This is a genomic window from Burkholderia sp. MSMB1589WGS, assembly GCF_001636105.1.
In the GTDB taxonomy this organism is placed as follows: Bacteria; Pseudomonadota; Gammaproteobacteria; order Burkholderiales; family Burkholderiaceae; genus Burkholderia; species Burkholderia humptydooensis.
In genome coordinates this window covers 1,642,134-1,665,735 of record NZ_LNJT01000008.1, presented here as the reverse complement: position 1 = coordinate 1,665,735, position 23,602 = coordinate 1,642,134, and the positions used below count along the sequence as shown (strand labels likewise).

17 protein-coding genes and 2 pseudogenes are annotated in these 23,602 nt (G+C 68.6%); 6 read left to right on the top strand and 13 right to left on the bottom strand.

The window, feature by feature from the left end; genetic code table 11:
• Window positions 1-32 precede the first annotated feature (32 nt).
• The 3 genes from WT16_RS24945 to WT16_RS24935 all read right to left on the bottom strand — a co-directional run bounded on the left by WT16_RS24945 (window position 33) and on the right by WT16_RS24935 (window position 1,596).
• The gene (locus tag WT16_RS24945) at window positions 33-623 is read right to left on the bottom strand and encodes a DUF1842 domain-containing protein (protein ID WP_006029087.1); all 591 of its coding nucleotides are present in this window, start codon (window positions 621-623) and stop codon (window positions 33-35) included.
• A gap of 52 nt (window positions 624-675) precedes the next feature.
• Window positions 676-1,314 (bottom strand): DUF1842 domain-containing protein, encoded by a 639-nt coding sequence (locus WT16_RS24940; protein WP_059933354.1) that lies wholly within the window; start codon window positions 1,312-1,314, stop codon window positions 676-678.
• A 90-nt stretch (window positions 1,315-1,404) separates the two neighbouring features.
• Window positions 1,405-1,596, bottom strand: coding sequence for a DUF1843 domain-containing protein (locus WT16_RS24935; protein WP_006029089.1), 192 nt, complete (start codon window positions 1,594-1,596; stop codon window positions 1,405-1,407).
• 529 nt (window positions 1,597-2,125) lie between these two features.
• Here WT16_RS24935 and WT16_RS24930 point away from each other — a divergent pair.
• Complete coding sequence (locus tag WT16_RS24930; RefSeq protein WP_006029090.1) at window positions 2,126-2,569, top strand: PaaI family thioesterase; 444 nt, start codon at window positions 2,126-2,128, stop codon at window positions 2,567-2,569.
• 102 nt (window positions 2,570-2,671) lie between these two features.
• Here the strand turns inward: WT16_RS24930 and prpF are convergent, their stop codons facing one another.
• The 4 genes from prpF to prpB form a co-directional block, all read right to left on the bottom strand.
• The gene (gene prpF / locus WT16_RS24925) at window positions 2,672-3,862 is read right to left on the bottom strand and encodes a 2-methylaconitate cis-trans isomerase PrpF (protein ID WP_063534464.1); all 1,191 of its coding nucleotides are present in this window, start codon (window positions 3,860-3,862) and stop codon (window positions 2,672-2,674) included.
• Window positions 3,863-3,982: 120 nt separating this feature from the next.
• Window positions 3,983-6,577 (bottom strand): Fe/S-dependent 2-methylisocitrate dehydratase AcnD, encoded by a 2,595-nt coding sequence (acnD, locus tag WT16_RS24920; protein ID WP_063534463.1) that lies wholly within the window; start codon window positions 6,575-6,577, stop codon window positions 3,983-3,985.
• Window positions 6,578-6,650: 73 nt separating this feature from the next.
• Entirely contained in the window at window positions 6,651-7,823 is a 1,173-nt protein-coding gene (gene prpC, locus WT16_RS24915) for a 2-methylcitrate synthase (RefSeq protein ID WP_006029093.1), read from the bottom strand.
• 55 nt (window positions 7,824-7,878) lie between these two features.
• Window positions 7,879-8,772 carry a methylisocitrate lyase gene (prpB, locus tag WT16_RS24910; protein WP_009914176.1) on the bottom strand — a complete coding sequence of 298 codons (894 nt, stop codon included), beginning with the start codon at window positions 8,770-8,772 and terminating at the stop codon, window positions 7,879-7,881.
• Window positions 8,773-8,992: 220 nt separating this feature from the next.
• On the opposite strand from prpB, the gene prpR reads away from it, so the two are divergent.
• Both prpR and WT16_RS24900 read left to right on the top strand, forming a co-directional pair.
• Window positions 8,993-11,077 carry a propionate catabolism operon regulatory protein PrpR gene (prpR, locus tag WT16_RS24905; RefSeq protein WP_015602550.1) on the top strand — a complete coding sequence of 695 codons (2,085 nt, stop codon included), beginning with the start codon at window positions 8,993-8,995 and terminating at the stop codon, window positions 11,075-11,077.
• 196 nt (window positions 11,078-11,273) lie between these two features.
• Window positions 11,274-12,670: pseudogene (locus WT16_RS24900) on the top strand (methyl-accepting chemotaxis protein); the annotation flags it as partial.
• 21 nt (window positions 12,671-12,691) lie between these two features.
• Here WT16_RS24900 and WT16_RS24895 read toward each other — a convergent pair.
• Both WT16_RS24895 and pip read right to left on the bottom strand, forming a co-directional pair.
• Window positions 12,692-13,516: a class I SAM-dependent methyltransferase gene (locus WT16_RS24895; RefSeq protein ID WP_063534462.1), complete on the bottom strand. Its 825-nt coding sequence runs from the start codon at window positions 13,514-13,516 to the stop codon at window positions 12,692-12,694.
• A gap of 191 nt (window positions 13,517-13,707) precedes the next feature.
• Window positions 13,708-14,646 (bottom strand): prolyl aminopeptidase, encoded by a 939-nt coding sequence (pip, locus tag WT16_RS24890; protein ID WP_006029098.1) that lies wholly within the window; start codon window positions 14,644-14,646, stop codon window positions 13,708-13,710.
• A gap of 216 nt (window positions 14,647-14,862) precedes the next feature.
• Between pip and WT16_RS24885 the strand changes: the two are divergent.
• Window positions 14,863-15,057: pseudogene (locus tag WT16_RS24885) on the top strand (hypothetical protein); the annotation flags it as partial.
• A gap of 119 nt (window positions 15,058-15,176) precedes the next feature.
• On the opposite strand, the gene WT16_RS24880 reads toward WT16_RS24885, so the two are convergent.
• From WT16_RS24880 to WT16_RS24870, 3 genes are all read right to left on the bottom strand, one after another.
• Window positions 15,177-17,027: an ABC transporter ATP-binding protein gene (locus WT16_RS24880; protein ID WP_063534460.1), complete on the bottom strand. Its 1,851-nt coding sequence runs from the start codon at window positions 17,025-17,027 to the stop codon at window positions 15,177-15,179.
• Window positions 17,024-18,856 carry an ABC transporter ATP-binding protein gene (locus WT16_RS24875; protein WP_059933375.1) on the bottom strand — a complete coding sequence of 611 codons (1,833 nt, stop codon included), beginning with the start codon at window positions 18,854-18,856 and terminating at the stop codon, window positions 17,024-17,026. Before WT16_RS24875 ends, WT16_RS24880 begins: the two co-directional genes overlap by 4 nt.
• Window positions 18,857-19,130: 274 nt before the next feature.
• Window positions 19,131-21,251: a TonB-dependent siderophore receptor gene (locus WT16_RS24870; RefSeq protein ID WP_082874991.1), complete on the bottom strand. Its 2,121-nt coding sequence runs from the start codon at window positions 21,249-21,251 to the stop codon at window positions 19,131-19,133.
• Between the two features lie 342 nt (window positions 21,252-21,593).
• Here WT16_RS24870 and WT16_RS24865 point away from each other — a divergent pair, with 342 nt between their 5' ends.
• Window positions 21,594-22,553 (top strand): helix-turn-helix transcriptional regulator, encoded by a 960-nt coding sequence (locus WT16_RS24865; protein ID WP_015603499.1) that lies wholly within the window; start codon window positions 21,594-21,596, stop codon window positions 22,551-22,553.
• Here the strand turns inward: WT16_RS24865 and WT16_RS33955 are convergent.
• Window positions 22,537-22,800 carry a hypothetical protein gene (locus WT16_RS33955; protein WP_156521493.1) on the bottom strand — a complete coding sequence of 88 codons (264 nt, stop codon included), beginning with the start codon at window positions 22,798-22,800 and terminating at the stop codon, window positions 22,537-22,539. The two genes, WT16_RS24865 and WT16_RS33955, sit on opposite strands and share 17 nt — an antisense overlap.
• Before the next feature lie 194 nt (window positions 22,801-22,994).
• On the opposite strand from WT16_RS33955, the gene WT16_RS24860 reads away from it, so the two are divergent.
• A complete protein-coding gene (locus WT16_RS24860) occupies window positions 22,995-23,438 on the top strand; it encodes a hypothetical protein (RefSeq protein ID WP_006029105.1) in 444 nt (147 codons plus the stop codon).
• The last annotated feature ends 164 nt before the right edge of the window (window positions 23,439-23,602 follow it).

The window sequence follows — 23,602 nt, the reverse complement described above, 5'->3', positions numbered from 1 at the left end:
GCCCGCGCGTGCGGCAAGCGGCGCGGGCGCGCTCAGCGGCGCGCTTCGAGCCGCGCGATTTCCGCTTCGAGCGTCTCGAGCTCGGCGGCGATCGCATCGTGATCGGCGAGCTGCTGCTCGGCCTGCTGCGCGATCGCCTTCATCCGGCTCAGGTCGCCGGACGCCCTCGCTTCCTGCAGGCCGACGCCGTACATCGGCACCACGTGCTCGTGCGGCGGATCGAGCGGGATCAGCGAGTTGTCCTTCGACACGATCGCGTGCTCGATCGAATGCCAGCGGCCTTCGTAGAAGTAGCGGTAGTTCGCCGTGCCCGATTGCCAGTCGTCGTTCAGCAGCCCATTGAGCTCCAGGATCACGACCTGCGGCGCGATGGGGCCGGTCGGGCTGCCCGTGAGGGTGAGCGCGATCGACGGCGGCGCCAGGGGATCGATCCTCACTTGATGGAACTGTCCGACGACGCGCGCGCGGAAATGCGGCGGCGGATAGATCGGCTGGGTGATGCGGGCGAAGCCCGAAACGGTCTTCTCCACAGCATTGACGAGCAGATACAGCCAGAGGACGGGCGCGCCGAGATTGGGCGTCGCGACGCGAAGTTGAACGGGAAAGAGGCCGGTAGTAGCCATGACGTTTGCTCCACGAAGATGAACGAATGATGTCGATGCAAGGCCGTGCCGCTCACTGCCGGCTTTCGAGCCTGGCGATTTCCGTCTTCAGCGCGGCCAGCGCGGCCGCGATGTCGTCGTGGCTGTCCAGTTGCTGCCGCGCATAGGTGGCGAGCGTCTTCATGTGCGCGAGATCGCCGGACGCCGCCGCATACTGGATCGTCACTCCGTACAACGGCACCGGCCCGTACGCGGTCCGCGGCGATCCGCCGATGACGGGCCCCGGCTCGAGCGGCACGAGTTCGGGGTCGGCCTTGACCGGCACGTTCTCGACTTCGTGCCAGGTGCCGTTCGAGTAGTAGCGGTACGACGCGATGCCCGTCTTGCCGTCGCCCTTCAGCAGCAGATCGCCGTAGAACGTGATCATCGAATTCGAGTGCGGCCCGCCCTGGTTGCCCTGCAGCGCGATCTGCACGATCGCGCCGCTGCCGTCGCGGCGCGGCGGCGGGCCGAGCCGGAACACGTAGGTGCCCCAGACATCGGCATGGAAGTTCAGCGGCGGGCTCACGGCCTGCGAGATCGCCGCGGCGCCGACGACGCTGTGTTCGGCCGTGTCGACCACCAGATTGAGCACGAGCTGCGGCGCGCCGGGCAGCCCGGTGCCGACGAAGTAGCGAACCGCAAAAAGACCGACGCGAAGATCTTCGGACATGTGAGTCTCCTTGATGCGAGTGGTTGAACGACGACGACACGCTGAAACGCCTCCGCGGCGACACGGCGAGCCGAGGCGGCTGACGCGCGGCTACTTGCTCCGTTCGAGCCTGGCGATCTCGATTTCGAGGAGCTCGAGCGCGGTGGCGAGATTGCCTTGCTGGCCGAGCAGCGCCTGTGCCTGCGTGCGCAGCGACTTCATCTGCGCGAGATCGCCGTCCGCGATCGCCTGATGGATCGCGACGCCGTAAGGCGTGACCGGATGACCGTGTGCTTGACTCATGTTTTCCTCGCTGAAAATGGACGATGGCCGACAGCCCCGCGATCTCTCCTGCAGCGGCGAAGTGCCTCCGGCTGTCGTATGTGCGCAGGATCGGGAAATTCGTCGATGAATGACGCGTTCGCCGCCGCGCGGCGACACGGTGTCTCGTGACGTGCTGCTCGCAGCCCGTGATTTGCCATTCGTTATCCTTCTGAACCGGCGCGTCGTCGGTCCACGGCGGCAACGCGGTTGTCCCCGTGCGCCCGCCGGCGCGGCGGGGCGCTTTCATGTCGTCGATTGGTCTGCGTACTAAGGTTAGTTCGCCTGCGCGCTTTCGCTATCTACCAGAATTGGTAGTGGCCCGCCGGGCGCATGACCGGCGCGTGGCGCGTGGCGCGTCGCCGCGAGCGGGCGCCGGCACGACGAATTTCCTTGCGTATCGCCCGCCCCCTTCCTAGAGTGGAGCGCAAAGAGCCGGATTGCATCGGCGGCGCGCGCGCCGCGCCGCATTGTTCAACGTATCAATTCAATCGATAGCGAAGGAACGTCGATGACCGACATCGTGGACCACGCGCGCGGCGCCCTGCGCGCGCAACCCTTCAGCATGCTGCTCGGCACCGAGCTCGTGCACATCGGCGGCGACGAGGCGTCGCTGCGCCTGCCGATCCGCGACGAGCTCAGGCAGCAGTACGGCTTCGTCCACGGCGGCGTCATCAGCTATCTCGCGGACAACGCGCTGACGTTCGCGGGCGCGCTCGCGCTCGGGCCGCGCGTCGTCACGGGGGAATACAAGATCAATTACCTGCGCCCGGCCGTCGTCGGCACGCTGATCGCGCGCGCGAAGCTGATTTATGCGGGGCGGAATCAGGCGACCTGCCAGTGCCACGTGTTCGTGATCGACGGCGACCACGAGCGGCTCGTCGCGGTCGCGCAGGGAACGATCAACCGGGTCGGCGACGGGCGCGAGCCGGGCGCGGCCGAAGAGAAGGCATAGGGCGCGGCGGCGCGCCGCGCCCGGCTCGGGGTGGGCGCGCAACGGCAAAGCCGCCGAACGCCCGATCGCTCGATCGCCGCCGCCCCCCCGAGCCCCGCCGCGTCAGAACGCGTCGCCCGGCACGCGTACCCAGCCCTCCATCAACACGCGCGCGCTGCGGCTCATGATCGCCTTCGTGACGGCCCACTCGCCGCCGTCCTGCTTCGCTTCGGCGCCGACGCGCAGCGTGCCCGACGGATGGCCGAAGCGCACCGCGTGGCGCGCGCCGCCGCCCGCCGCGAGGTTCACGAGCGTGCCCGGAATCGCGGCCGCGGCGCCGATCGCGACAGCCGCCGTGCCCATCATCGCGTGATGCAGCTTGCCCATCGACAGCGCGCGCACGAGCAGATCGACGTCGGCGGCCGCGACGCGCTTGCCGCTCGACGCGATGTAGTCGGCCGGCTTCGCGACGAACGCCACCTTCGGCGTGTGCTGGCGCGTCGCGATCTCGTCGAGCGACGCGATGAGGCCCATGCGCAGCGCGCCGTGCGCGCGGATCGTCTCGAACATCGCGAGCGCCTTCGCGTCCGAATTGATCGCGTCCTGCAGCTCGGTGCCGGCGTAGCCGATCGCCCCGGCGTCGACGAAGATCGTCGGAATGCCCGCGTTGATCATCGTCGCCTTCAGCCTGCCGACGCCGGGCACGTCGAGATCGTCGACGAGATTGCCCGTCGGGAACATCGCGCCGCCCGCGCCTTCCTCGTCGGCCGCCGGGTCCATGAATTCGAGCTGCACTTCGGCGGCCGGGAACGTGACGCCGTCGAGCTCGAAGTCGCCCGTCTCCTGCACCGCGCCGTTCGTGACCGGCACGTGCGCGACGATCGTCTTGCCGATGTTCGCCTGCCAGATCCGCACGGTCGCGACGCCGTTCTCCGGCACGCGCGCCGGGTCGATCAGGCCGCCCGCGATCGCGAACGGGCCGACCGCCGCCGACAGGTTGCCGCAGTTGCCGCTCCAGTCGACGAACGGCTTGTCGATCGACACCTGGCCGAACAGGTAATCGACATCGTGATCGGGCCGCGCGCTCTTCGCGACGATCACCGTCTTGCTCGTGCTCGAGCTCGCGCCGCCCATCCCGTCGATCTGCTTGCCGTACGGGTCCGGGCTGCCGATCACGCGCGAGAGCAGCGCGTCGCGCGCGGCGCCCGGCTGCCGCGCGGCTTCGGGCAGATCCTGCAGCCGGAAGAACACGCCCTTGCTGGTGCCGCCGCGCAGGTAGGTCGCGGGAATCTTGATTTGGGGTACGTGGGCCATGATTCGTGAGGTCCTGTGTCGAGCGGAGCGAGTGCTTCAGCACCGGCTCCGATCCCATGCAAAGCAAGTGAAAGCAAGTGATTCGGGCCCGTTCGCCCGATGAAGCGCGTCACCGCGCCGTCACGCCGCCTTCGACGATTCGAGGAAGTCCTGCGCGAAGCGCTGCAGCACGCCGCCCGCGTCGTAGATCGACACTTCCTCGGCCGTGTCGAGTCGGCACGTGACGGGCACATCCACGCGCTCGCCGCTCTTGCGGCGGATCACGAGCGTGAGTTCCGCGCGCGGCGTGCGCCCGCCGATCACGTCGAACGTCTCGGTGCCGTCGATCGCAAGCGTCGTGCGGTTCGTGCCCGGCTTGAACTCGAGCGGCAGCACGCCCATGCCGATCAGGTTCGTGCGGTGGATCCGCTCGAAGCCCTCCGCGACGATCGCCTCGACGCCCGCGAGCCGCACGCCCTTCGCCGCCCAGTCGCGCGACGATCCCTGGCCGTAATCCGCGCCCGCGATCACGACGAGCGGCTGCTTGCGGTTCATGTAGGTCTCGATCGCCTCCCACATCCGCATCACGCTGCCGTCCGGCTCGACGCGCGCGAGCGAGCCCTTCTTCACTTCGCCGTCGACGACCGCCATCTCGTTGACGAGCGTCGGATTCGCGAACGTCGCGCGCTGCGCGGTCAGGTGGTCTCCGCGGTGCGTCGCGTACGAGTTGAAGTCCTCTTCCGGCAGGCCCATCTTCGCGAGGTATTCGCCCGCCGCGCTCGTCGGCAGGATCGCGTTCGACGGCGACAGGTGGTCGGTCGTGATGTTGTCGCCGAGCACGGCGAGCGCACGCATGCCCGCGAGCGTGCGCTCGCCCGCGAGCGCGCCCTCCCAGTACGGCGGACGGCGGATGTACGTGCTCTGCGGCCGCCAGTCGTAGAGGGGCGCCGCGCGCTCGCCGGCGTCGGCCGCGCGCGCGAACATCGGCTCGTAGACGGCGCGGAACTGCCCGGGCTTCACGCTCGAGGCGACGATCGCGTCGATCTCCTCGTCGGTCGGCCAGATGTCCTTCAGCGTGACGGGCTGGCCGTTCGCGTCGTGGCCGAGCGCGTCCTTCTCGATGTCGAAGCGGATCGTGCCCGCGATCGCGTAAGCGACGACGAGCGGCGGCGACGCGAGGAACGCCTGCTTCGCATACGGATGGATGCGGCCGTCGAAGTTGCGGTTGCCGGACAGCAAGGCGGTGGCGTACAGGTCGCGCTCGACGATCTCCTGCTGGATCTTGGGATCGAGCGCGCCGGACATCCCGTTGCAGGTCGTGCACGCGAACGCGACGATGCCGAAGCCGAGCTTCTCCAGCTCCGGCAGCAGGTTCGCTTCCTTCAGATACAGCTCGACCGCCTTCGAGCCGGGCGCGAGCGAGCTCTTCACCCACGGCTTGCGCACGAGGCCGCGCGCGTTCGCGTTGCGCGCGAGCAAGGCCGCGGCGATCACGTTGCGCGGGTTGCTCGTGTTCGTGCAGCTCGTGATCGCGGCGATGATCACCGCGCCGTCGGGCATCTCGCCCGGCTTCTCTTCCCACCGGCCCGCGATCCCGCGCGCGGCGAGCTCGGACGTCGGCAGCCGCTTGTGCGGATTCGACGGGCCGGCCATGTTGCGCACGACGCTCGACAGATCGAACGTCAGCGTGCGCTCGTATTGCGCGTTCGCGAGGCTGTCTGCCCACAGGCCCGCCGCCTTCGCGTAGGTTTCGACGAGCTTCACCTGCTCGTCGCTGCGCCCCGTCAGGCGCAGGTAATCGATCGTCTGCCCGTCGATGAAGAACATCGCGGCCGTCGCGCCGTATTCGGGCGCCATGTTCGAGATCGTCGCGCGATCGCCGAGCGTGAGGCTCTTCGCGCCCTCGCCGCGGAATTCGAGATACGCGCCGACCACTTTCTCGCGGCGCAGGAATTCGGTCAGCGCGAGCACGACGTCGGTCGCGGTGATGCCGGGCTGGCGCTTGCCGGTCAGCTCGACGCCGACGATGTCCGGCAGCCGCATCCACGACGCGCGGCCGAGCATCACGTTCTCCGCCTCCAGCCCGCCCACGCCGATCGCGATCACGCCGAGCGCGTCGACGTGCGGCGTGTGGCTGTCGGTGCCGACGCAGGTGTCCGGGTACGCCACGCCGTCCTGCGCCTGGATCACGGGCGACATCTTCTCCAGATTGATCTGGTGCATGATGCCGTTGCCGGGTGGAATCACGTCGACGTTCTCGAACGCCTTCTTCGTCCACTCGATGAAGTGGAAGCGATCCTCGTTGCGGCGATCCTCGATCGCGCGGTTCTTCGCGAACGCGTCCGAATCGAAGCCGCCGCACTCGACGGCGAGCGAGTGATCGACGATCAGTTGCACCGGCACGACCGGATTCACCTTCGCCGGATCGCCGCCGCGTTCCGCGATCGCGTCGCGCAGGCCCGCGAGATCGACGAGCGCGGTCTGGCCGAGGATGTCGTGGCAGACGACGCGCGCCGGGAACCACGGGAAATCGCGCTCGCGCTTGCGCTCGACGAGCTGTTTCAGCGAATCGGCGAGGATCGCCGGGTCGCAGCGGCGCACGAGGTTCTCGGCGAGCACGCGCGACGTGTACGGCAAGGTGTCGTACGCGCCCGGGCGGATCGCGTCGACGGCGGCGCGCGCGTCGAAGTAATCGAGCGGCGTGCCGGGCAGGGGTTTGCGGTTGGCAGTGTTCATTGCGTGGGGACAGACTGGGTAACGATCGTCGCGAAACGGCCGGGCGTCGCGCCCGGCCGCCGGATGCCGCCGATCAGCGCTTCTCGATCGGCACGAACTTCAGGTCTTCCGGGCCGGTGTAGTTCGCGCTCGGGCGGATGATCTTGTTGTCGACCCGCTGCTCGATGATGTGCGCGCTCCAGCCGGACGTGCGCGCGATCACGAAGAGCGGCGTGAACATCGCGGTCGGCACGCCCATCATGTGATACGACACCGCGCTGAACCAGTCGAGGTTCGGGAACATCTTCTTGATCGCCCACATCACCGATTCGAGCCGCTCGGCGATGCTGAAGAGCTTCAGGTCGCCCGCTTCCTTCGACAGCTTGCGCGCGACCTCCTTGATCACCTTGTTGCGCGGATCGGAGATCGTGTAGACCGGGTGGCCGAAGCCGATCACGACTTCCTTGTTCTCGACGCGGCGGCGGATGTCGACTTCCGCCTCGTCGGGCGTGCGGTAGCGGTTCTGGATCTCGTATGCGACTTCGTTCGCGCCGCCGTGCTTCGGCCCGCGCAGCGCGCCGATCGCGCCCGTGATCGACGAGTACATGTCCGAGCCCGTGCCGGCGATCACGCGGCCCGTGAATGTCGACGCGTTGAACTCGTGCTCCGCGTACAGGATCAGCGACGTATGCATCGCGTCGACCCACGATTTCGACGGCGTCTTGCCGTGCAGCAGGTGCAGGAAGTGACCGCCGATCGAGTCGTCGTCGGTTTCCGTCTCGATGCGGCGGCCGTTGTGCGAGTAGTGATACCAGTACAGCAGCATCGAGCCGAGCGACGCCATCAGCCGGTCCGCGATGTCGCGCGCGCCCGGCAGGTTGTGGTCGTCCTTCTCGGGCAGCACGGTGCCGAGCACCGATACGCCGGTGCGCATCACGTCCATCGGATGCGCGGACGCCGGAATCCATTCGAGCGCCGCCTTCACGTTCGCGGGCAGGCCGCGCATCGCGCGCAGCTTCGCCTTGTACGCGGCCAGTTCCGTCACGTTCGGCAGCGTCTCGTGCACGAGCAGGTGCGCGATCTCCTCGAATTCGCTCGATCCGGCGATATCGAGAATGTCATAGCCGCGATAATGCAGATCGTTGCCGGTCTTGCCGACCGTGCACAGCGCGGTGTTGCCCGCCGCGACGCCCGACAGCGCGACCGACTTCTTCGGCTTGAAACCGCTCGCGGCGCCCGTTGCTGCTGCTTCCTTCGTCTCGCTCATCCTTATACTCTCCTGGGTTCGAATCCTTGAATCCGTGCTTCGGTGCTTCCGTGCATCAGTTCCGGCCTTGGCTGAAAAGCTGGTCAAGCTTCTCTTCGTATGCGTAGTAGCCGAGATACTCGTACAACTCCGCGCGCGTCTGCATCGTCTGCACCGCGGCCTTTTGCGTGCCGTCGCGGCGCACCGTCTCGTAGAAGTTCAGCGCGGCCTTGTTCATCGCGCGATACGCGCCGCAGCAGTAGAGCGCGATGTCGACGTTCGCGCCCTTCAGCTCGTCGAGCGTGAAGAGCGGCGTCGAGCCGAACTCGGTCAGGTTCGCGAGGATCGGCACCTTCACCGCTTCCTTGAAGCGGCGGTAGTCGTCGAGCGTCTTCATCGCCTCGGGGAAGATCATGTCCGCGCCCGCCTCGACGTACGCGATCGCGCGCTCGATCGCCGAATCGATGCCCTCGGCCGCCGCCGCGTCGGTGCGCGCCATGATCACGAAGGTCTCGTCGGTGCGCGCGTCGACGGCCGCCTTGATCCGGTCGACCATCTCGCCCGTCGGCACGCATTCCTTGCCCGGACGGTGGCCGCAGCGCTTCTGCCCGACCTGGTCCTCGAGGTGCACGGCGCCGACGCCCGCCTTGATGAACGAGCGGATCGTGCGCGCGATGTTGAACGCGCCGCCCCAGCCGGTATCGATGTCGACGAGGAGCGGCAGGTTCGTCGCGTTCGTGATCCGGTTCGCGTCGACGAGCACGTCGTCCATCGTGCTAATGCCGAGATCGGGAATGCCGAGCGAGTTCGCGGCGACACCGCCGCCCGACAGATAGACCGCCTTGAAGCCGACCGCTTCGGCCATCTTCGCGGCATACGCGGTGATCGCGCCGACCACCTGCAGCGGCTGCTCGGCCGCGACCGCCGCGCGGAATTTCGCGCCGGCGCTGATCAGTTGTGGGTTGCCCATCGACTCCTCCTGAAAGATGCCGATAAACAGCAAGGTCCGGGCCAGGCGCGCCGCCGGCCGCTAACCCGCTGATTCTGCGCGCTTTCCGGATTCGGCGCACTGATCAGACGATTTCAATTTCGAAATCCAGATTCCAGAATTGAAATTCATGCGCGATAATGCGCCGCATCGCTTCTCTTCGTTCGGGCGCGGCGCGCGCCGCGCCCTTCATCCATCCAGCATGAGCACCCTACCCGAAACCGGCGTGCGGCCGCGCGTCTGGGCGGTCGGCATCAGCCGGCTGCGCGCGCTCTTTCGCGACATCGCCGACGAATACGAAGAGCGCGCCGACCTGCGGATCGTCGCGCGCGGCTACGAGGAAGCGATCACCGCGCTCGCGACGGCGGGCGGCGAGCGCCCCGACGCGATCGTCGCCGCCGGCTCGAACGGCACCTATCTGAAGGCGCGCGTGCGCGTGCCCGTCGTGCTCGTCAATCCGACCGGCTTCGACGTGATGCACGCGCTCGCCCGCGCGCGGCGCGACGCGAGCCGGATCGCGCTCGTCAGCTACGGCGAGACGCCGCCCGAGGTGCGCAGCTTCGCGGCCGCATACGGGCTCGACATCGTGTTCGCGTCGTACCAGAGCGCGCAGGAGGCGGAAACGCGCGTGCTCGAAATGCGCGAGCGCGGCATCGAGACCGTCGTCGGGCCGGGGCTCGTCACCGATCTCGCGGCGAACGCCGGGATGGGCGCGGTGTTCGTCTATTCGCACGCGTCGGTGCGCGCGGCCGTCAACACGGCGCTCGAAGTCGCGCACGCGACGCACGCGGAAGCGCTGCGCCGCGAGCGGCTCGACAACCTGCTGCAGCATCTGCGCGACGGCGTCGTCGCGCTCGACCGCGAGGGCCGCGTCGAGGCGATCAACGAGCGGCTCGCGCTCGCGCTCGGCGTGTCGCCGTCGGCCGCCGTCGGCCGCGCGCTGCACGATCTGACGCCCGAACTGCGCACGCTGCGCGCGGCCGACGGCGACACGCTCGCGACCGTGCGCGGCGTGCGCTATGTCGTCCATCGCGGGCCGCTCGCCGCGAGCGGCGGCGCGCCCGGCAGCGTGCTGACGTTCCAGGAATCGCGCGCGGTGGAGCGGCTCGACCGCACGCTGCGCTCGCATCAGCACGCGCAGCAGTTCACCGCGCGCTACCGGCTCGACGACGTCGTCGGCGCGACGCCCGCGATCGCGCACGCGCGCGAGCTCGCGCGGCGCTACGCGAAATCGGACGCGACCGTGCTGATTCTCGGCGAGAGCGGCACCGGCAAGGAGATGATCGCGCAGAGCCTGCATGCGCTGTCCGCGCGCCGCAAGTATCCGTTCGTCGCGGTGAACTGCGGCGCGTTTCCGGAATCGCTGCTGGAGAGCGAGCTGTTCGGCTACGAGGAAGGCGCGTTCACCGGCGCGCGGCGCGGCGGCAAGGCGGGGCTCTTCGAGGCCGCGCACCGCGGCACGCTGTTTCTCGACGAGATCGGCGAGATGCCGCCGTCGCTGCAAAGCCGGCTGCTGCGCGTGCTGCAGGAGCGCGAGGTAGTGCGCGTCGGCTCGACCGAGCCGGTTCCGGTCGACATCCGCGTCGTCGCGGCGACGCACCGGCCGCTCTTCGCGGCCGTCGAGGCGGGCACGTTTCGCGCGGATCTCTATTACCGGCTGAACATCCTGAACATCGGGCTGCCGCCGCTGCGCGAGCGCGCGGCCGACATTCCCGCGCTCGCCGCGACGCTGCTCGCGCAGGCCGCGCGCCGCGAGCCGCGGCTCGCCGAGCGGCTGCGCGACGCGAATGACGCGGCGCGCGCGCTCGATGCCGCGAACGCCGCGCTGATCCGCTATCGATGGCCCGGCAACGTGCGCGAGTTGCAGAACGTGATCGAGCGGATCGCGGTGGAGCTCGCCGACGCAAACGAGCGCGGCAGCGCGGCCGTGAGCGTCGACACGCTGCGCGCGATCGCGCCCGAGGTGCTCGCGCTCGATGCGTTCGCGGCGGGCGGCGATGGCGGACGCGGCGGCGGCGCGAATGGCGGCCATGCCGACGGCGACGCCGATGCGCGGCGCCCGACGCTCGTGCAGCGCCGCCGGCGCGCGGAAGCCGACGAGATCCGCGCCGTGCTCGACGCATGCGGCGGCGATCGCGATCGCACATGCGCGATGCTCGGCATCAGCAAGACGACGCTGTGGCGCAAGCTCGCGGCGAGCGAAGGGAGCGCGCGGGGCGGCCGGCGCGGTAGTGGTGGTAGCGGTGGCAGTGGCAGTGGCGGCAACGACGGAGGCGGTGATGCCTAGGGTCTGTTGACATACGGAACGCACATGCGTTGTCACGAGAACAGCCGCTCGCCGCGTCGTCATTCGCCGTTCGCGGCACGCGAAACACGCACGAAACACGCACGACGCCGACGCGCGACACCGCGCATCCGGATCGCGCGACGAAACGCGCTTGCGCCCTCGTCCCCATTCGTGATTGATGTCAACACCGCGGTCATCCGCGATGCTCGCCGCGTTCAAGCTGCAAGTGCAGGAATGGAAGGACACGCTGCTGCGCGGCAAGGACCCGGCGAAACTCGACAAGTACTGGCGCGCGTTCCAGCAGCGCGAGCGGACCGTCGACGCGCCCGCCGCCGAGCTGAAACGAAGCTGCCGGACAGTGAGAGCCGCAGGCTGATCGAGCAGTTCGCGTCGGCGCACGCGGAAATGGGGCAAGGCTATCGTAAGGGATTCGAAGTATTCAAGGCATCGGGGTTCGATCCGTCCGCGAGCGACCAGGCCGTCGCGGGCGTCGATCGCGCGCCTGCCGAGCTGCTTGAAAAGACCGCGCAGGACATCGCCGCCGACAGCGCGCGCGTGTCGGCCGACGCCGCGAGCGACGCCGTGCGCGCAACGACGATCAGCATCGTCGCGACGCTCGTCGTGTTCGCGCTCGCGCTCGCCGGAGGCGTCTGGTTCAGCGGCGCCGTCACGCGGCCGCTGTCGCGCGCGCTCGCATGCGTGCGGCGGGTTGCGACGGGCGATCTGTCGACGCCGATCGACGCGCGCGGCGACGACGAGATCGCCGAGCTGCTCGCCGCGCTGAAGGACATGCAGGCGAGCCTGTCGCACGTCGTGCGCGACGTGCGACACAACGCGGACGGCGTCGCCACCGCGAGCGCGCAGATCGCGTCGGGCAATCTCGATCTGTCGTCGCGCACCGAGGAACAGGCGGCGTCGCTCGAGGAAACGGCGGCCAGCATGGACGAGCTCACGTCTACCGTGCGCCGCAACGCCGAGCATGCGCAGCACGCGTGCGCGGTTGCCGCCGACGCATCGACGACAGCCACGCGCGGCGGCGACGTGATGCGCCAGGTCGTCGACACGATGCGCGGCATCGCGGACAGCTCGGGCAAGGTCGCCGAGATCATCGCGGTGATCGACGGCATCGCGTTCCAGACCAACATCCTGGCATTGAACGCGGCCGTCGAGGCGGCGCGCGCGGGCGAGCAGGGGCGCGGCTTCGCGGTCGTCGCGGGCGAGGTGCGCACGCTCGCGCAACGCAGCGCGACGGCGGCGCGCGAAATCAAGACGCTGATCGAGCAGTCGACCGAGCGCGTCGGCGCGGGCTCCGCGCTCGTCGACGATGCGGGGCGGATCATCGGCGAGATCGTCGATTCGGTGCGGCAGGTGACGGGCATCGTCGGCGAGATCGCGTCGGCGTCGAACGAGCAGAGCATCGGCATCGAGCAGGTCAATCACGCGGTCGCGCAAATGGACAACGTGACGCAGCAGAACGCGGCGCTCGTCGAAGAGGCGTCCGCGGCGGCGCACGCGCTCGCCGAACAGGCACACGCGCTGCACGGCGCGGTGGCGGTGTTCACGCTGCAGGGCGAACGCGGCGGCGACAGTTAAACCAACGGCGACAGCGACGGCCTATATGCACGGCTTGCTCGCGACGAAGTGAAACCACGCTTCGTCGCCGAGATTCTGATCGCGCCGCACAGGCTCGCCGGTCGATCCGCCGAACGCCGCGCGCAGCTTCAGGCCGACGTCGGCGAGCTGACGCTGCTGGGTCGCGAAATCGGTGTACATGATGAGTATCCCGAACTTGTGCGCGGCGCACACACGCATCGCATAGCCGTCGAACGCGCGATTGAAACGCGAATGGCGGAAATAATTGAACGCGCCGATCGGCAGCGAATACGCGATCCTCGCCGCATCTAACGCGATCGCGAGCGGGTTCGCCGGGCGCCGCGGCAGGCGGGCGAGCCGCGACAGTCCTTCGCGATAGCCGGGCCCCGCGAGATTGTGCGTCGAGAACAGCGCGAAGCCGCCCGGCCTCAGCACGCGCGCGAACTCCTTCAGGATCGCGATCCGGCCATCGTGATCGACCGCGTCGATGCCGTTGTAGCTGAACACGACGAGCGAGAAGCTCTCGTCGGCGAACGCCGACATGTCGCGCGCGTCCATCCGCTGGACGCGCGTGCCCGGATGATTGCGCCGGCAGATCTCGACGAGCTCGGGCGTGTAGTCGACGGCGGTATAGTCGGCGCTGATCGTCTTCAATAGCGGCACGGTGCGCCCGCCGCCGACGCCGACGTCGAGAATTGGCTCGTCGCGCACGCGCTCGGCGATCCACGCGATCGCCGCCGCCTCGCCCGGATCGGTCCAGCCGGACGCGCGCCCGTATCCGCCCAGCGCGCTGCGGCTGCGCCAGACGGCTTGATTGATGCGGTCCTGCACGAAACCTGCGTTCACGATTCCCCCTCTTCGCCGATGGTCCCGGCGAATCGCCGCACTTCGTTGAACTCGCTTCGAGTATCGTCATGCGCACGCACGCGCCTCTGTTCTGCGGCTTACATTCGGCAGGATTTCGAACGAATGTTCGAAGCGGCGCGCGCACCGCTGCGCGGCGGCGACGTGCGCCGAGGTTCGCGCGGGACGGTGGATCAGCGCCCGCGCGCGAAGCGGTCGGTCGCCGCGATCAGCGCGCGCAGGATGCCCGGCTCGTCGTACGCGTGGCCCGCGTCGGGCACGATCTCGAGCGACGCGCGCGGCCACGCCTTCGCGAGCTCCCACGCGGTGCGCGCGGGCGTCGCGACGTCGTAGCGCCCCTGAACGATCACGCCCGGAATGTCCGCGAGACGATGCGCGTCGCGCAGCAACTGCCCGTCTTCCATGAAGCCTTGATGAACGAAGTAGTGGTTTTCGATGCGGGCGAACGCAAGCGCGTAATGCGCGTCGCCGAAATGCGCCTCGTGCGCGGCATTCGGCAGCAGCGTGATCGTCCGGCCTTCCCAGACGCTCCATGCGCGCGCGGCTTCGCGCTTCGCCGCTTCGTCGTCGCCCGTCAGCCGGCGGCGATACGCGGCGATCAGGTCCGCGCGCTCGGCGGGCGGAATGGGCGCGATGAAATCCTCCCACAGGTCCGGAAACAGCCACGACGCGCCTTCCTGGTAATACCAGAGCAGCTCGGAGCGGCGCACCGTGAAGATGCCGCGCACGACGAGCTCGGTCACGCGCGCCGGATGCGCCTCGCCATACGCGAGCGCGAGCGCGCTGCCCCACGAGCCGCCGAACACGAGCCAGCGCTCGACGCCGAGCATCTCGCGCAGCCGCTCGATGTCGTCGACGAGATGCCATGTCGTGTTGTTCTCGAGGCTCGCGTGCGGCGTCGAGCGGCCGCAGCCGCGCTGGTCGAACAGCAGCACGTTGTAGCGCGCGGGGTCGAAGAGGCGGCGGTGATCGGCGCTGCAGCCGCCGCCCGGGCCGCCGTGCAGGAAGACGGCCGGCTTGCCGTCGGGGTTGCCGCACTGCTCCCAATACACGCGATGGCCGTCGCCGGTGTCGAGGAAGCCGTGTGCGTAGGGTTCGATCGGTGGATACAAGGGGCGCTCCGGATAAATGGAAGAAAGCGACGCTTCATTATGCCGAGTCGCCGGAAAAACGGTGCGCGCGCCTGCTTCGGACACGACCAGCCGTCATGCGTCCACGTTCGTGCCAGCCGTCGCGACGGCGCGACTTCGACGCAGCGTCGCGGAGATACACTCCGCGCTCAGGCGCGACGAGCATTCGTCGACGTGCCGGTCGATCGTTTCCGTCGTGACGCCGAGTACGAAGCGCGCGCCGCTGGCGGCGAAACGCCGTGGGTGCTGCGCGCGCATCGGCAGGTCACGCCTTGGGCGGGCCGCTATCTCGTCGTCGTCGATTCGGAGCGCAAGACGCGTCCCGCATGGTCGCCCGCGCCGGGCAGGAAGGCGCATGCGAAAGTGCCGAAGGGTGGCGACACCGCGGATTGACATGGCGACTCGCAGCCGGGCACGCGCGCATGCCGCCACGCCGAATCGCGGCAATCGGATCGCACGCGATTTCTCCCGAACGAACGAAGCCGCGTGCATGTCAAGCGCCCCTGCCCTGGTCAGCGGCTTGGCGCCACCGCGCCATCCGTCGTCGCCGGCAATAGCGCACGACGATCGCCCGGCCCGGCGCCGAACCCGTCGAACGCCGCCTTCGCCCGATACTGCGCCTCCCACATCGCCCGATAGCGTCCATCGATCGCAATCAGCTCGTCATGCCGCCCCTGCTGCACGAGCCGCCCGCCGTCGATCACGAGAATCCGGTCCGCGCCGACGATCGTCGACAGGCGATGCGCGATCACGACGACGGTCTTGTCCCGCACGAGCGCATCGATCGCACGCTGCACCGCCAGTTCGCTTTCGACATCGAGCGCCGCGGTCGGCTCGTCGAGAATCACGATCGGCGCGTCCTTCAGCAATGCGCGCGCGATCGAGATGCGCTGGCGTTCGCCGCCCGACAGCCTGCCGCCGATCTCGCCGAGCCGCGTCTGCCAGCGCTGCGGCAGGCGTTCGATGAATTCGTGGCACTGCGCGGCGCGCGCCGCGGCTTCGACTTCCTCATCGGTCGCGTCCGGCCGCGCCATGCGGATGTTCGCGAGCACTGTGTCGTCGAACAGATAGACGTCCTGAAACACGACTGAAATCAACGCATTCAGCGCCGTTTCCGGAATCTGCCGGATGTCGACGCCGCCGATCTCGATCGAGCCGCGCTGCGGATCGGCATGACGCAGCAGCAAGCGCGCGATCGTCGACTTGCCTGACCCCGACGGACCGACGAGCGCCGTCATCCCGTTCGCCGGCAGCGTCGCGCTGAAGCCGCCGAGCGCATCGCCCGTCGCGCGCGCGTAACGGAACGACACGTCGTCGAAACGCAGCTCGAAGCGGGTCGGCACGCACGGCGGCTGCCGCGCCGGCAGCGGCTCGATCGCAAGCAGCGCTTCGATGCGTTCCAGCGCGGCTTCGATCATCTCGATAACCGCCGTATAGCCGATCAACGTCGCCATCGGCTCGGAGAAACGCACGACGATCACCATCACGGCCGAGACGGCCGACAGTTCGAGCGTGCCCATCACCACCCACGTGACGGCCGCCGCGACGACGAGTTGCAGGCCGAGCTCGACGACGCTCGCGACAATGAGATTCGGCTTCGCGCTCCTGCGATGCGCGGCCGTCTGCATATCGAGCAGTTTCGCGCAGCCGTCGGCGAGCGTCGACGCTTTCGACGCGTCGCTGCACACCGCGCGCAGCACCGGCAGCCCTTGCGTGAATTCGACGATGTCGGCGTTCAATCGACTGTGCGCGTCCGCGAGCGCGCGCATCCCGCGCCCGAGCGCCGGCCGGCGCCAGCGGTAAAGCGGCACGATCGCGGGGAACACGAGCAGCAGGATCAGGCCCATGCGCCAGTCGACGAACAGCGTGGCGAGCGCGACGACGCAAGGCGTAATGGTCGCGAGCGCGATCATGTTGACGATCGCGAGCGTGTAGTTGAGGTTCTCGTCGACGCTGCCGAGCAGCAGCGCGTTCATCTCGCCCGAGCGCTTGTCCTGCAGCAGGTCGAGCGGCATGTGGCGCAGTTGCTCGCCGAGCCGCATGCGCAGCGCGTGCGTCGTGTACGCCATTCGCCCGTTGTATTCGAAGCCTTGCGCGCGCCAGCGCGCGCATGTCGCGAACGCCGCGATCAGCGTCATCGCGCTCAGCCAGCCGAGCGCCGACGCGGTCGGCCGCTTGTCGACGATCGCGGCGATCAACGGAAACAGGCAGGCAAGCGCGAGTCCCTGCGCGGCCGCGGCGATGCACAGGCCGACGATGCTCGCGCGCAGCGCGCCTGCATTCGGGCCCGCGACGCTCGTCAGTCGTCGATACGTCAGGCGCCACGATGCGGGGCGCCGGGTTTCGGTCGATTCGTGTTTCATCGCGTGCGCTCCATTTCGATGCCGGTCCGATTCTCTTGCGCGCCGCCGCGCAGCGCCCAGCGCTGCGCGCGTTCATGGCTGTCCCACAGCCGCGCGTAAACGCCTCGCATCGACAACAGCGCGTCGTGGCGGCCCGCTTCGACGAGCGCGCCCCGATCGAACACGAGAATCTGATCGGCATGACGAATCGTCGACAGGCGATGCGCGACCATGATCACCGTCTTGCCGCGCATCAGCGCGGACAGCGCGCGCATCAGCTCGGCCTCGTTTTCCGGATCGGAAAACGCGGTCGCCTCGTCGAGCACGAGGATCGGACGGTTCTGCAGGATCGCGCGCGCGATCGTGATGCGCTGCCGCTGCCCGCCCGACAGGAATGCGCCGCGCTCGCCCGCGAGCGTGTCGTACCCGTTCGGCAAGCACATGATGAAGTCGTGCGCCTGCGCGGCCTTCGCTGCCGCGATCACGTCGTCCATCGTGCGGTTCGGCGAGCCGACGCGGATGTTGTTCGCGATCGTGTCGGCGAACAGGAACGTGTCCTGGAACACGAACGCGAGCTGCGACATCAGCACGTCGGCCGTCATGTCGCGCACGTCGACGCCGCCGACGAGCACGCGCCCCGCATCGACGTCCCAGAAGCGCGGAATCAGCCGCGCGACGGTCGTCTTGCCCGCGCCCGACGGGCCGACGAGCGCGGTCGTCGAGCCCTGCGGGACGTGGAAGCTCACGTTGCGCAGCACGCGCGCGTCACCGTTGCCGTTGCCGTCTCCTTCATCGTCATGGCCGGCATGGCGGCGGGCGGGCACGGTTCCCGGCTTCGCATCCGCGGGCGCGCCATAGCCGAAGCCGACATTCTCGAACGTCACGCTCGCATCGGCCGGCGCGCGCCCATCGACGGGCATCGGCAGCGTCGGCAGCGCCATCGTCTGCTGAATCCGCGCGACGCTCAGCTTCGCCTTGTCGACCATGTGATTGAGCATCATCATCGGCATCATCGCTTCCGCCATCCCGGTGCCGACGAGCAGCACCGCGATCCACGCGCCGAAATCCGATGCATCGCGCGCGATCAGCCACGCGCCGAGCCACAGCAGCACGAGCAGCGTCGGCAGCGGATTGAGCATCGCGAACGAGAAACGCGCGGAGAAACCCGCCTGCCGATACCAGCGCGTCAGCACGTCGAGATATGCGTCGAGCGCATGCTGAAAGCGGCCGAACGTCGAATAGCCGGCGTCGAACGTGCGCACGACAGGCATCGCCTGCACGAACTCGATGACGGCCGCGCTCACTCGCTCGCGCGCGTCGTTGTACAGCCGGCTCATCTCGACGGCGTTGCGCATCGCGAGCGTCAGCACGCCGAATCCGATCGCCATCACCGCGGCCGCGCCGGCGGCGAGCCGCCAGTCGAGCCACAGCAGCACGACGAGCGTGCACGCCGGTCCGACGAACGCGCGCGCATAGAGCGGCGTGCTGTCGGCGACGAAAATGTGGAGCGCCTTCACGTCGTCGTGGATGACTTTCGACAGCGCGCCCGCACCGGCCTGCTGCAGCGTGCCGAGCGACACGCGCGTCAGGCGGTCCGCCAGATCGCTGCGCAGGATCTTTTCGAGGCGGAATGCCGCGTAGTGCGATTGGCTGAACGCGCCCAGCCGCAGAAAATAGCTGCCGGCGAGGCACAGGACGGCGCCCGCGACCGGCCACGCCGGCCAGACATGCGGCCGCTCGACGAGCTGCCGGACCGTCCATGCGAGCGACAGCAGGAATGCGACGTTCAGCAGCGTCGCGAGCGACGAGACGGCCATCGCGAAACGGATTTGCGCACGCACCGGGCGCATGATGCTCCACGGGCTTGGGCGGGCATTCGCGCGTCTTCGGCGGTCTGAATGGACGGCTTCGGTCGGTGGTTCGGACATGGCGATTCCTCGTGAGCCCGGCAGCGGGCGGAGCTAAATGGGATCGAAGCGGCGCGCCCACGTGCGCGCGCGACGATTTGCAACGGCATGGAACGACGCACGCGGCCTGCGCCGACGAAACACACTACGCGCGGCATGCAGCCGCGCTCATCGCCTGCGACGCGGCGAGCCATGCGGCCGGCCGCGTCGCGCACGGTCAATAATCGAACGCAACCGTCACGCCCACCGTGCGTCCGAGTCCGACCTGCGCGAGATTGCCTGTCGGCGCACGGAACGCATACGTGCGGTAGTCGCGGTTCGTCAGGTTCTGCGCATAGAGCGTAAGCTCGACGTCGCGGCGCGGACGCCAGCCGAGCGACGCGTCGACCAGCGCATAGCCGCCCTGGCGCAGTTTGTTCGCGACGTCGAAGTACTGCGCGCCGAGCCAGCGCACCGCGACACGCGGCCGCACCGTGCCGACCATCGTCGGCACTTCGCCGCCGACGTTCAGCGTGAAGCCGTAGCGAGGCGCGAACGGAACGTCGTTGCCCGAGCACGTAGCGCAACCGAACGGATCGGTGTAGCTGCGGAACGTCGCGTGATTGACAAAGCCGTCGAGCCCGGCCGTCCAGCCTCGCGCGATACCCCATTCGACGCCGAACTCGACGCCCGTCGAGCGCGTGTCGCCAACGTTGCGCAGCGACTGATAACCGAGCGAATCGCTGCTGTAGAGCTGGGCATTGCGGATGTCGATCCGATAGAGCGCGACGCTGCCGCGCAGTGATCGCCCGTCATAGCGCGCGCCGAGCTCATAGCTGACCGCACGCTCCGGACCATAGGCCTGCGCATCCGCGAGGCTCGACGGCGCGAGATTGAAGCCGCCCGGCTTATAGCCTTGCGACACGTTCGCATAGACGCGCCACGCCGGATCGATCTGATAGCCGGCGGACACTTTGCCGAGAATCCGGTTGCCGGCCGTGCCGCTCACGCCGGCGAAAGGCGCATACGTCGACGCGGACGCCATCGCGGCGCCGGCGAACTGCGTCCACGCCTGATCGCGCGACGCCCGCAGGCCGGCCGACAGATCGAGCGCGTCCGTCACGTGCCAGGTGACGTCGCCGTACGCGGCGAGCGACTTGCCTTCGTTGCTCGATGCGGTCGTCGACAGATTGACGACCGACGGAATCACCATGTCGTTGACGTACGTGCGCGACTGATGCACGTCCTGCCGATAGAGGCCGAACACCGCGTCCCAGCGCCGGCCGGGCGCGTGCGTCGCGAGCCGCAGTTCCTGGACGTTCTGCCGCCAGTCCTCCGGCTGCTGCGAGAAATACTGGAGAAACGGAAAGCGCCGCTCGATGTCGACCGTCTGCCAGGCGGAAATCGCGGACAGACGCCACTGGCCGAAATCGTAGCGCCCGGACAGCGCATAGCTGTTCCCGCAGCGGCGCATATACGACTCCGCATATTGCGCGGGCAGCCGCGGATCGATGTCCGCGGTGCGGCTGCCGATGTCGTCGAAGGGCACATAGATGTCCTGCGTCGCCTTCGCGCAATCGCGCCCGACCGACACGTTCACTTCCCACGGTGCGCCGGACGGCGCGAGGCGCAGCTTCGCGCTGCCGGCGAACGAGCGTGATCCGCCCTGATGATTCGCGCCGCTGGCCGGATTGCGCAAATCGCCGGGCGCGTCGACGTGCGCGAGCGACACCGCGCCGTACAGCAAATCCTTGACGAGCGGCCCCGCGACCTCCGCCTGCTCGACGTTGCCGCCGCGGCTCGAGACGCCCGCCCGCAGATGCACGCGCGGCGTGTTGTCGGGCGGCAGCGTGACGATGTTCAGCACGCCGCCTTCCGCGCTCTTGCCGTACAGCGTGCCTTGCGGCCCCTTGAGCAACTCGACGCGATCGACGCTGAGGAGCGTCTGCGACGAAAACGTCGGCAATTGCGGCACGCCGTCGACATACACGGTCAACGCCGGGTTGTAGAAATCCTGCGCGGACGAGATGCCGCGCAGGCCGATCATCGGAAACAGCATCGAGCCGCCGCTCGTGATCTGCACGCCGGGCAGCACCCGCGCGAGATCGAGTGTGTTCGCGACCTGCGCATCGTCGAGCGCCGGCTGTTCGACGACGACCGCCGCGCCGTTGAGCGTCGCGAGCGGCTGATCGCGTTTGCTCGCGGTGACGGTCACGGCGGACAGCTCGCCGGCCGCCGTCACGCCGGACGCCGCGCCGGCCCCGGCCGGACCGCTGCCCGACTGCTTCGCCGACGGCGTGCCGGCGGCGCTTGCATGAGCGACGCTCGACAAAGGAATGAGAGAAATCGCGACTGCCATCGCAAAGGCGTTCGACGCCGGGAGCCTGCCCCGCCAGGCTCGCTGATACCGCATCACACACACTCCTTGTTGATCTCGAAGGACGGCCGGGCGGACTCATCGTGCAATCGTGCGTCACGAAGAAATCCTGTCTCGCCGTGGGCGCGCGCCACGGCGAGACGAGACCGTCACGCGCCCGAAGGGCGCGAGAAGCCGCCGAGACAGACTGACTCTCCGGAACGAGCAGATTGTCTCGACGGCGGCGCCTGGAATTGCAATAATGATAACAATTCGCATTTACACTTCTACCCCGATCGGGTCGACTTCCACCCCAATCGGTATGCCGCGCGGAGACGACCACCGATGCCTTCTTCCAGTTCTACGCTTGCGAAACCCGAAGTCGCGATATCGACGCTGCTCGCCAGTCCGACGCCGCCCGCCGAGTCCGCGCCCGATTGCCGACTGCTCAGAGTCGCGCTGCAAGACGGCATCGATGTGCTCGTCTGGCAAGGCGCGCTGCGGCAGCCGATCTCGATGAATATCCGCGACGACTGGGGCCGCGTTCATTTCTGCTGCGCGCTGCAAGGTCGCTCGCGCTTCTCGATCGACGCCGGCAGCAGCGAAACCGAGCACGTGCTGTCAGCGGGCACGGGATGCATCAGCTACACGCCGGATTGCAGCGGCCGCGCAATGCATTCGGGCCAGATCGAAAGCGTGACTGTGTCGATCCGGCCGGATCTCGTGCGCGAGCTCGCACCCGAGCTCGACGCGGCGCTCGAGCGCAAGCTCGATTCGGGGCGCTGCTGCGCGCCGTGCCGGTGCGACGCGGAGATGCGCGCGACCGCGCAATCGTTGAGCCACGCGCTGCAGGACAGGCATCGGTGCGCGCACGGCCGCGCAGGCCGCCCGTCGATGTGGCTGCTCGGACAGAGCCTCGCGCTCGCGAGCCTCGTGATTGAGGCGCATGGCGACGCCGCGCCGCATGCGTGGCCGCTGCCGGCGGCGGAGCGGCAGAAGCTGCTGCGCGCGCGGGATCTTCTGCTCGCGGATCTGAGCCGCGCGCCGACGATCGCGATGCTCGCGAAGGAAACGGGGCTCAGCGTGCTCAAGCTCAAGCGCGGGTTCCGGCGGCTGTTCGATCACAGCGTCTACGGGCTCTTCCAGCAGGAGCGAATGCACGAAGCGCGCCGCCGGCTGTCGAGCGCGGACACGCCGGTGATGACCGTCGCCGCCGACATGGGCTACGCGAACGCGAGCCACTTCACCGCGGCGTTCCAGAAGCAGTTCGGCGTCAATCCCTCGGCGTTCAAGCAGCGTCGCTGACGATCGGTTCGGCTGCGTTCGGGCTTTTCGCGACGCAGTCCTTCGCGACGTTCTCTTTCGCGGCGCGGCCCGTCCGCGCCCGCACGCGCTTTTCGCCGCCCTTGCCCGCCTTGCCCGCCCGGCGCGGATGCATCGCCAGCCGTGCCGGGCGAGTTCCATTGGGGCGGCGGCAAGATACCGATGCGAGCGGAAATAAATCCGTTTCGGGTAGAGCTTCTAAACAATAATGCTTATCGTTCACAGTCATAAGAGACACCGCAAATCGAGGCAGCGCGCGTCGCACAGCGCCGTTGCACTCGGGGCAGGCAGATGACGGATCGCAGATCCGTCAACGGTTCTTTCAGGCAACCGCGAATCGATTGCGCGTCTTGCCCGAAAACCGTCCGACACGTCGTCTGTCCCGAGTCTTCTCGCTTGCGTGGCGTTACCGACGAGGGACTCATGAACGACTTCATCGACACCCGCTCCTGGCCGCTCGTGTACCTGCACATGCCTGCGCAGGTTCCCGATACGGAAGCGGACGCGCGGCTCGCGCAGTTCAAGGCGCTGTACACGCGCGCCGAGCCGTTCGTGCTGCTGATGGACGGCGAGGAATTGCCGCGTCATTCGCCGCGCTTCGTATCCGCCTACGTTCAATGGTGTCGCGACAACGTCGCGCAGCAGCGGCTTTGCGCCGGCGCGATCCGCATCGAGGCGGACCTCGCGCGGCGGCGCGCCTACGAAGAGAAAGCCCGTGCGTGGGATCGCGCCGAGCACGCGCCCTATCCGTTCCGCGTCGCCGCGACGCACATCGAAGCGCGCGCGCAGGCGCAAGCCTGGCTCGAGCAGCGCAGCGGCCGCGCACGCACGTCGGCCGCGACGCGCGGCACGCGCCGAAGTCCTTAGCGACGCGCGCGGGAACGCCGCGCCCATCGAACCGGCACGCGGCGTCGCGCATCGCACACGCCGCTGCCGCCGTCGCGCCGCGTCGCGTGCGCATGCCGCCGCCACTCATCCGACGACCGACGACTGCACGAAGCATCGCGCCATCGCCCGCAAACGGGCGGCGG

Coding starts and splice junctions, on each gene's coding strand:
- WT16_RS24945 (WP_006029087.1), bottom strand. CDS start 623: ATGGCTACTACCGGCCTCTTTCCCGTTCAACTTCGCGTCGCGACGCCC.
- WT16_RS24940 (WP_059933354.1), bottom strand. CDS start 1,314: ATGTCCGAAGATCTTCGCGTCGGTCTTTTTGCGGTTCGCTACTTCGTC.
- WT16_RS24935 (WP_006029089.1), bottom strand. CDS start 1,596: ATGAGTCAAGCACACGGTCATCCGGTCACGCCTTACGGCGTCGCGATC.
- WT16_RS24930 (WP_006029090.1), top strand. CDS start 2,126: ATGACCGACATCGTGGACCACGCGCGCGGCGCCCTGCGCGCGCAACCC.
- prpF (WP_063534464.1), bottom strand. CDS start 3,862: ATGGCCCACGTACCCCAAATCAAGATTCCCGCGACCTACCTGCGCGGC.
- acnD (WP_063534463.1), bottom strand. CDS start 6,577: ATGAACACTGCCAACCGCAAACCCCTGCCCGGCACGCCGCTCGATTAC.
- prpC (WP_006029093.1), bottom strand. CDS start 7,823: ATGAGCGAGACGAAGGAAGCAGCAGCAACGGGCGCCGCGAGCGGTTTC.
- prpB (WP_009914176.1), bottom strand. CDS start 8,772: ATGGGCAACCCACAACTGATCAGCGCCGGCGCGAAATTCCGCGCGGCG.
- prpR (WP_015602550.1), top strand. CDS start 8,993: ATGAGCACCCTACCCGAAACCGGCGTGCGGCCGCGCGTCTGGGCGGTC.
- WT16_RS24880 (WP_063534460.1), bottom strand. CDS start 17,027: ATGAAACACGAATCGACCGAAACCCGGCGCCCCGCATCGTGGCGCCTG.
- WT16_RS24875 (WP_059933375.1), bottom strand. CDS start 18,856: ATGCGCCCGGTGCGTGCGCAAATCCGTTTCGCGATGGCCGTCTCGTCG.
- WT16_RS24870 (WP_082874991.1), bottom strand. CDS start 21,251: ATGGCAGTCGCGATTTCTCTCATTCCTTTGTCGAGCGTCGCTCATGCA.
- WT16_RS24865 (WP_015603499.1), top strand. CDS start 21,594: ATGCCTTCTTCCAGTTCTACGCTTGCGAAACCCGAAGTCGCGATATCG.
- WT16_RS33955 (WP_156521493.1), bottom strand. CDS start 22,800: ATGACTGTGAACGATAAGCATTATTGTTTAGAAGCTCTACCCGAAACG.
- WT16_RS24860 (WP_006029105.1), top strand. CDS start 22,995: ATGAACGACTTCATCGACACCCGCTCCTGGCCGCTCGTGTACCTGCAC.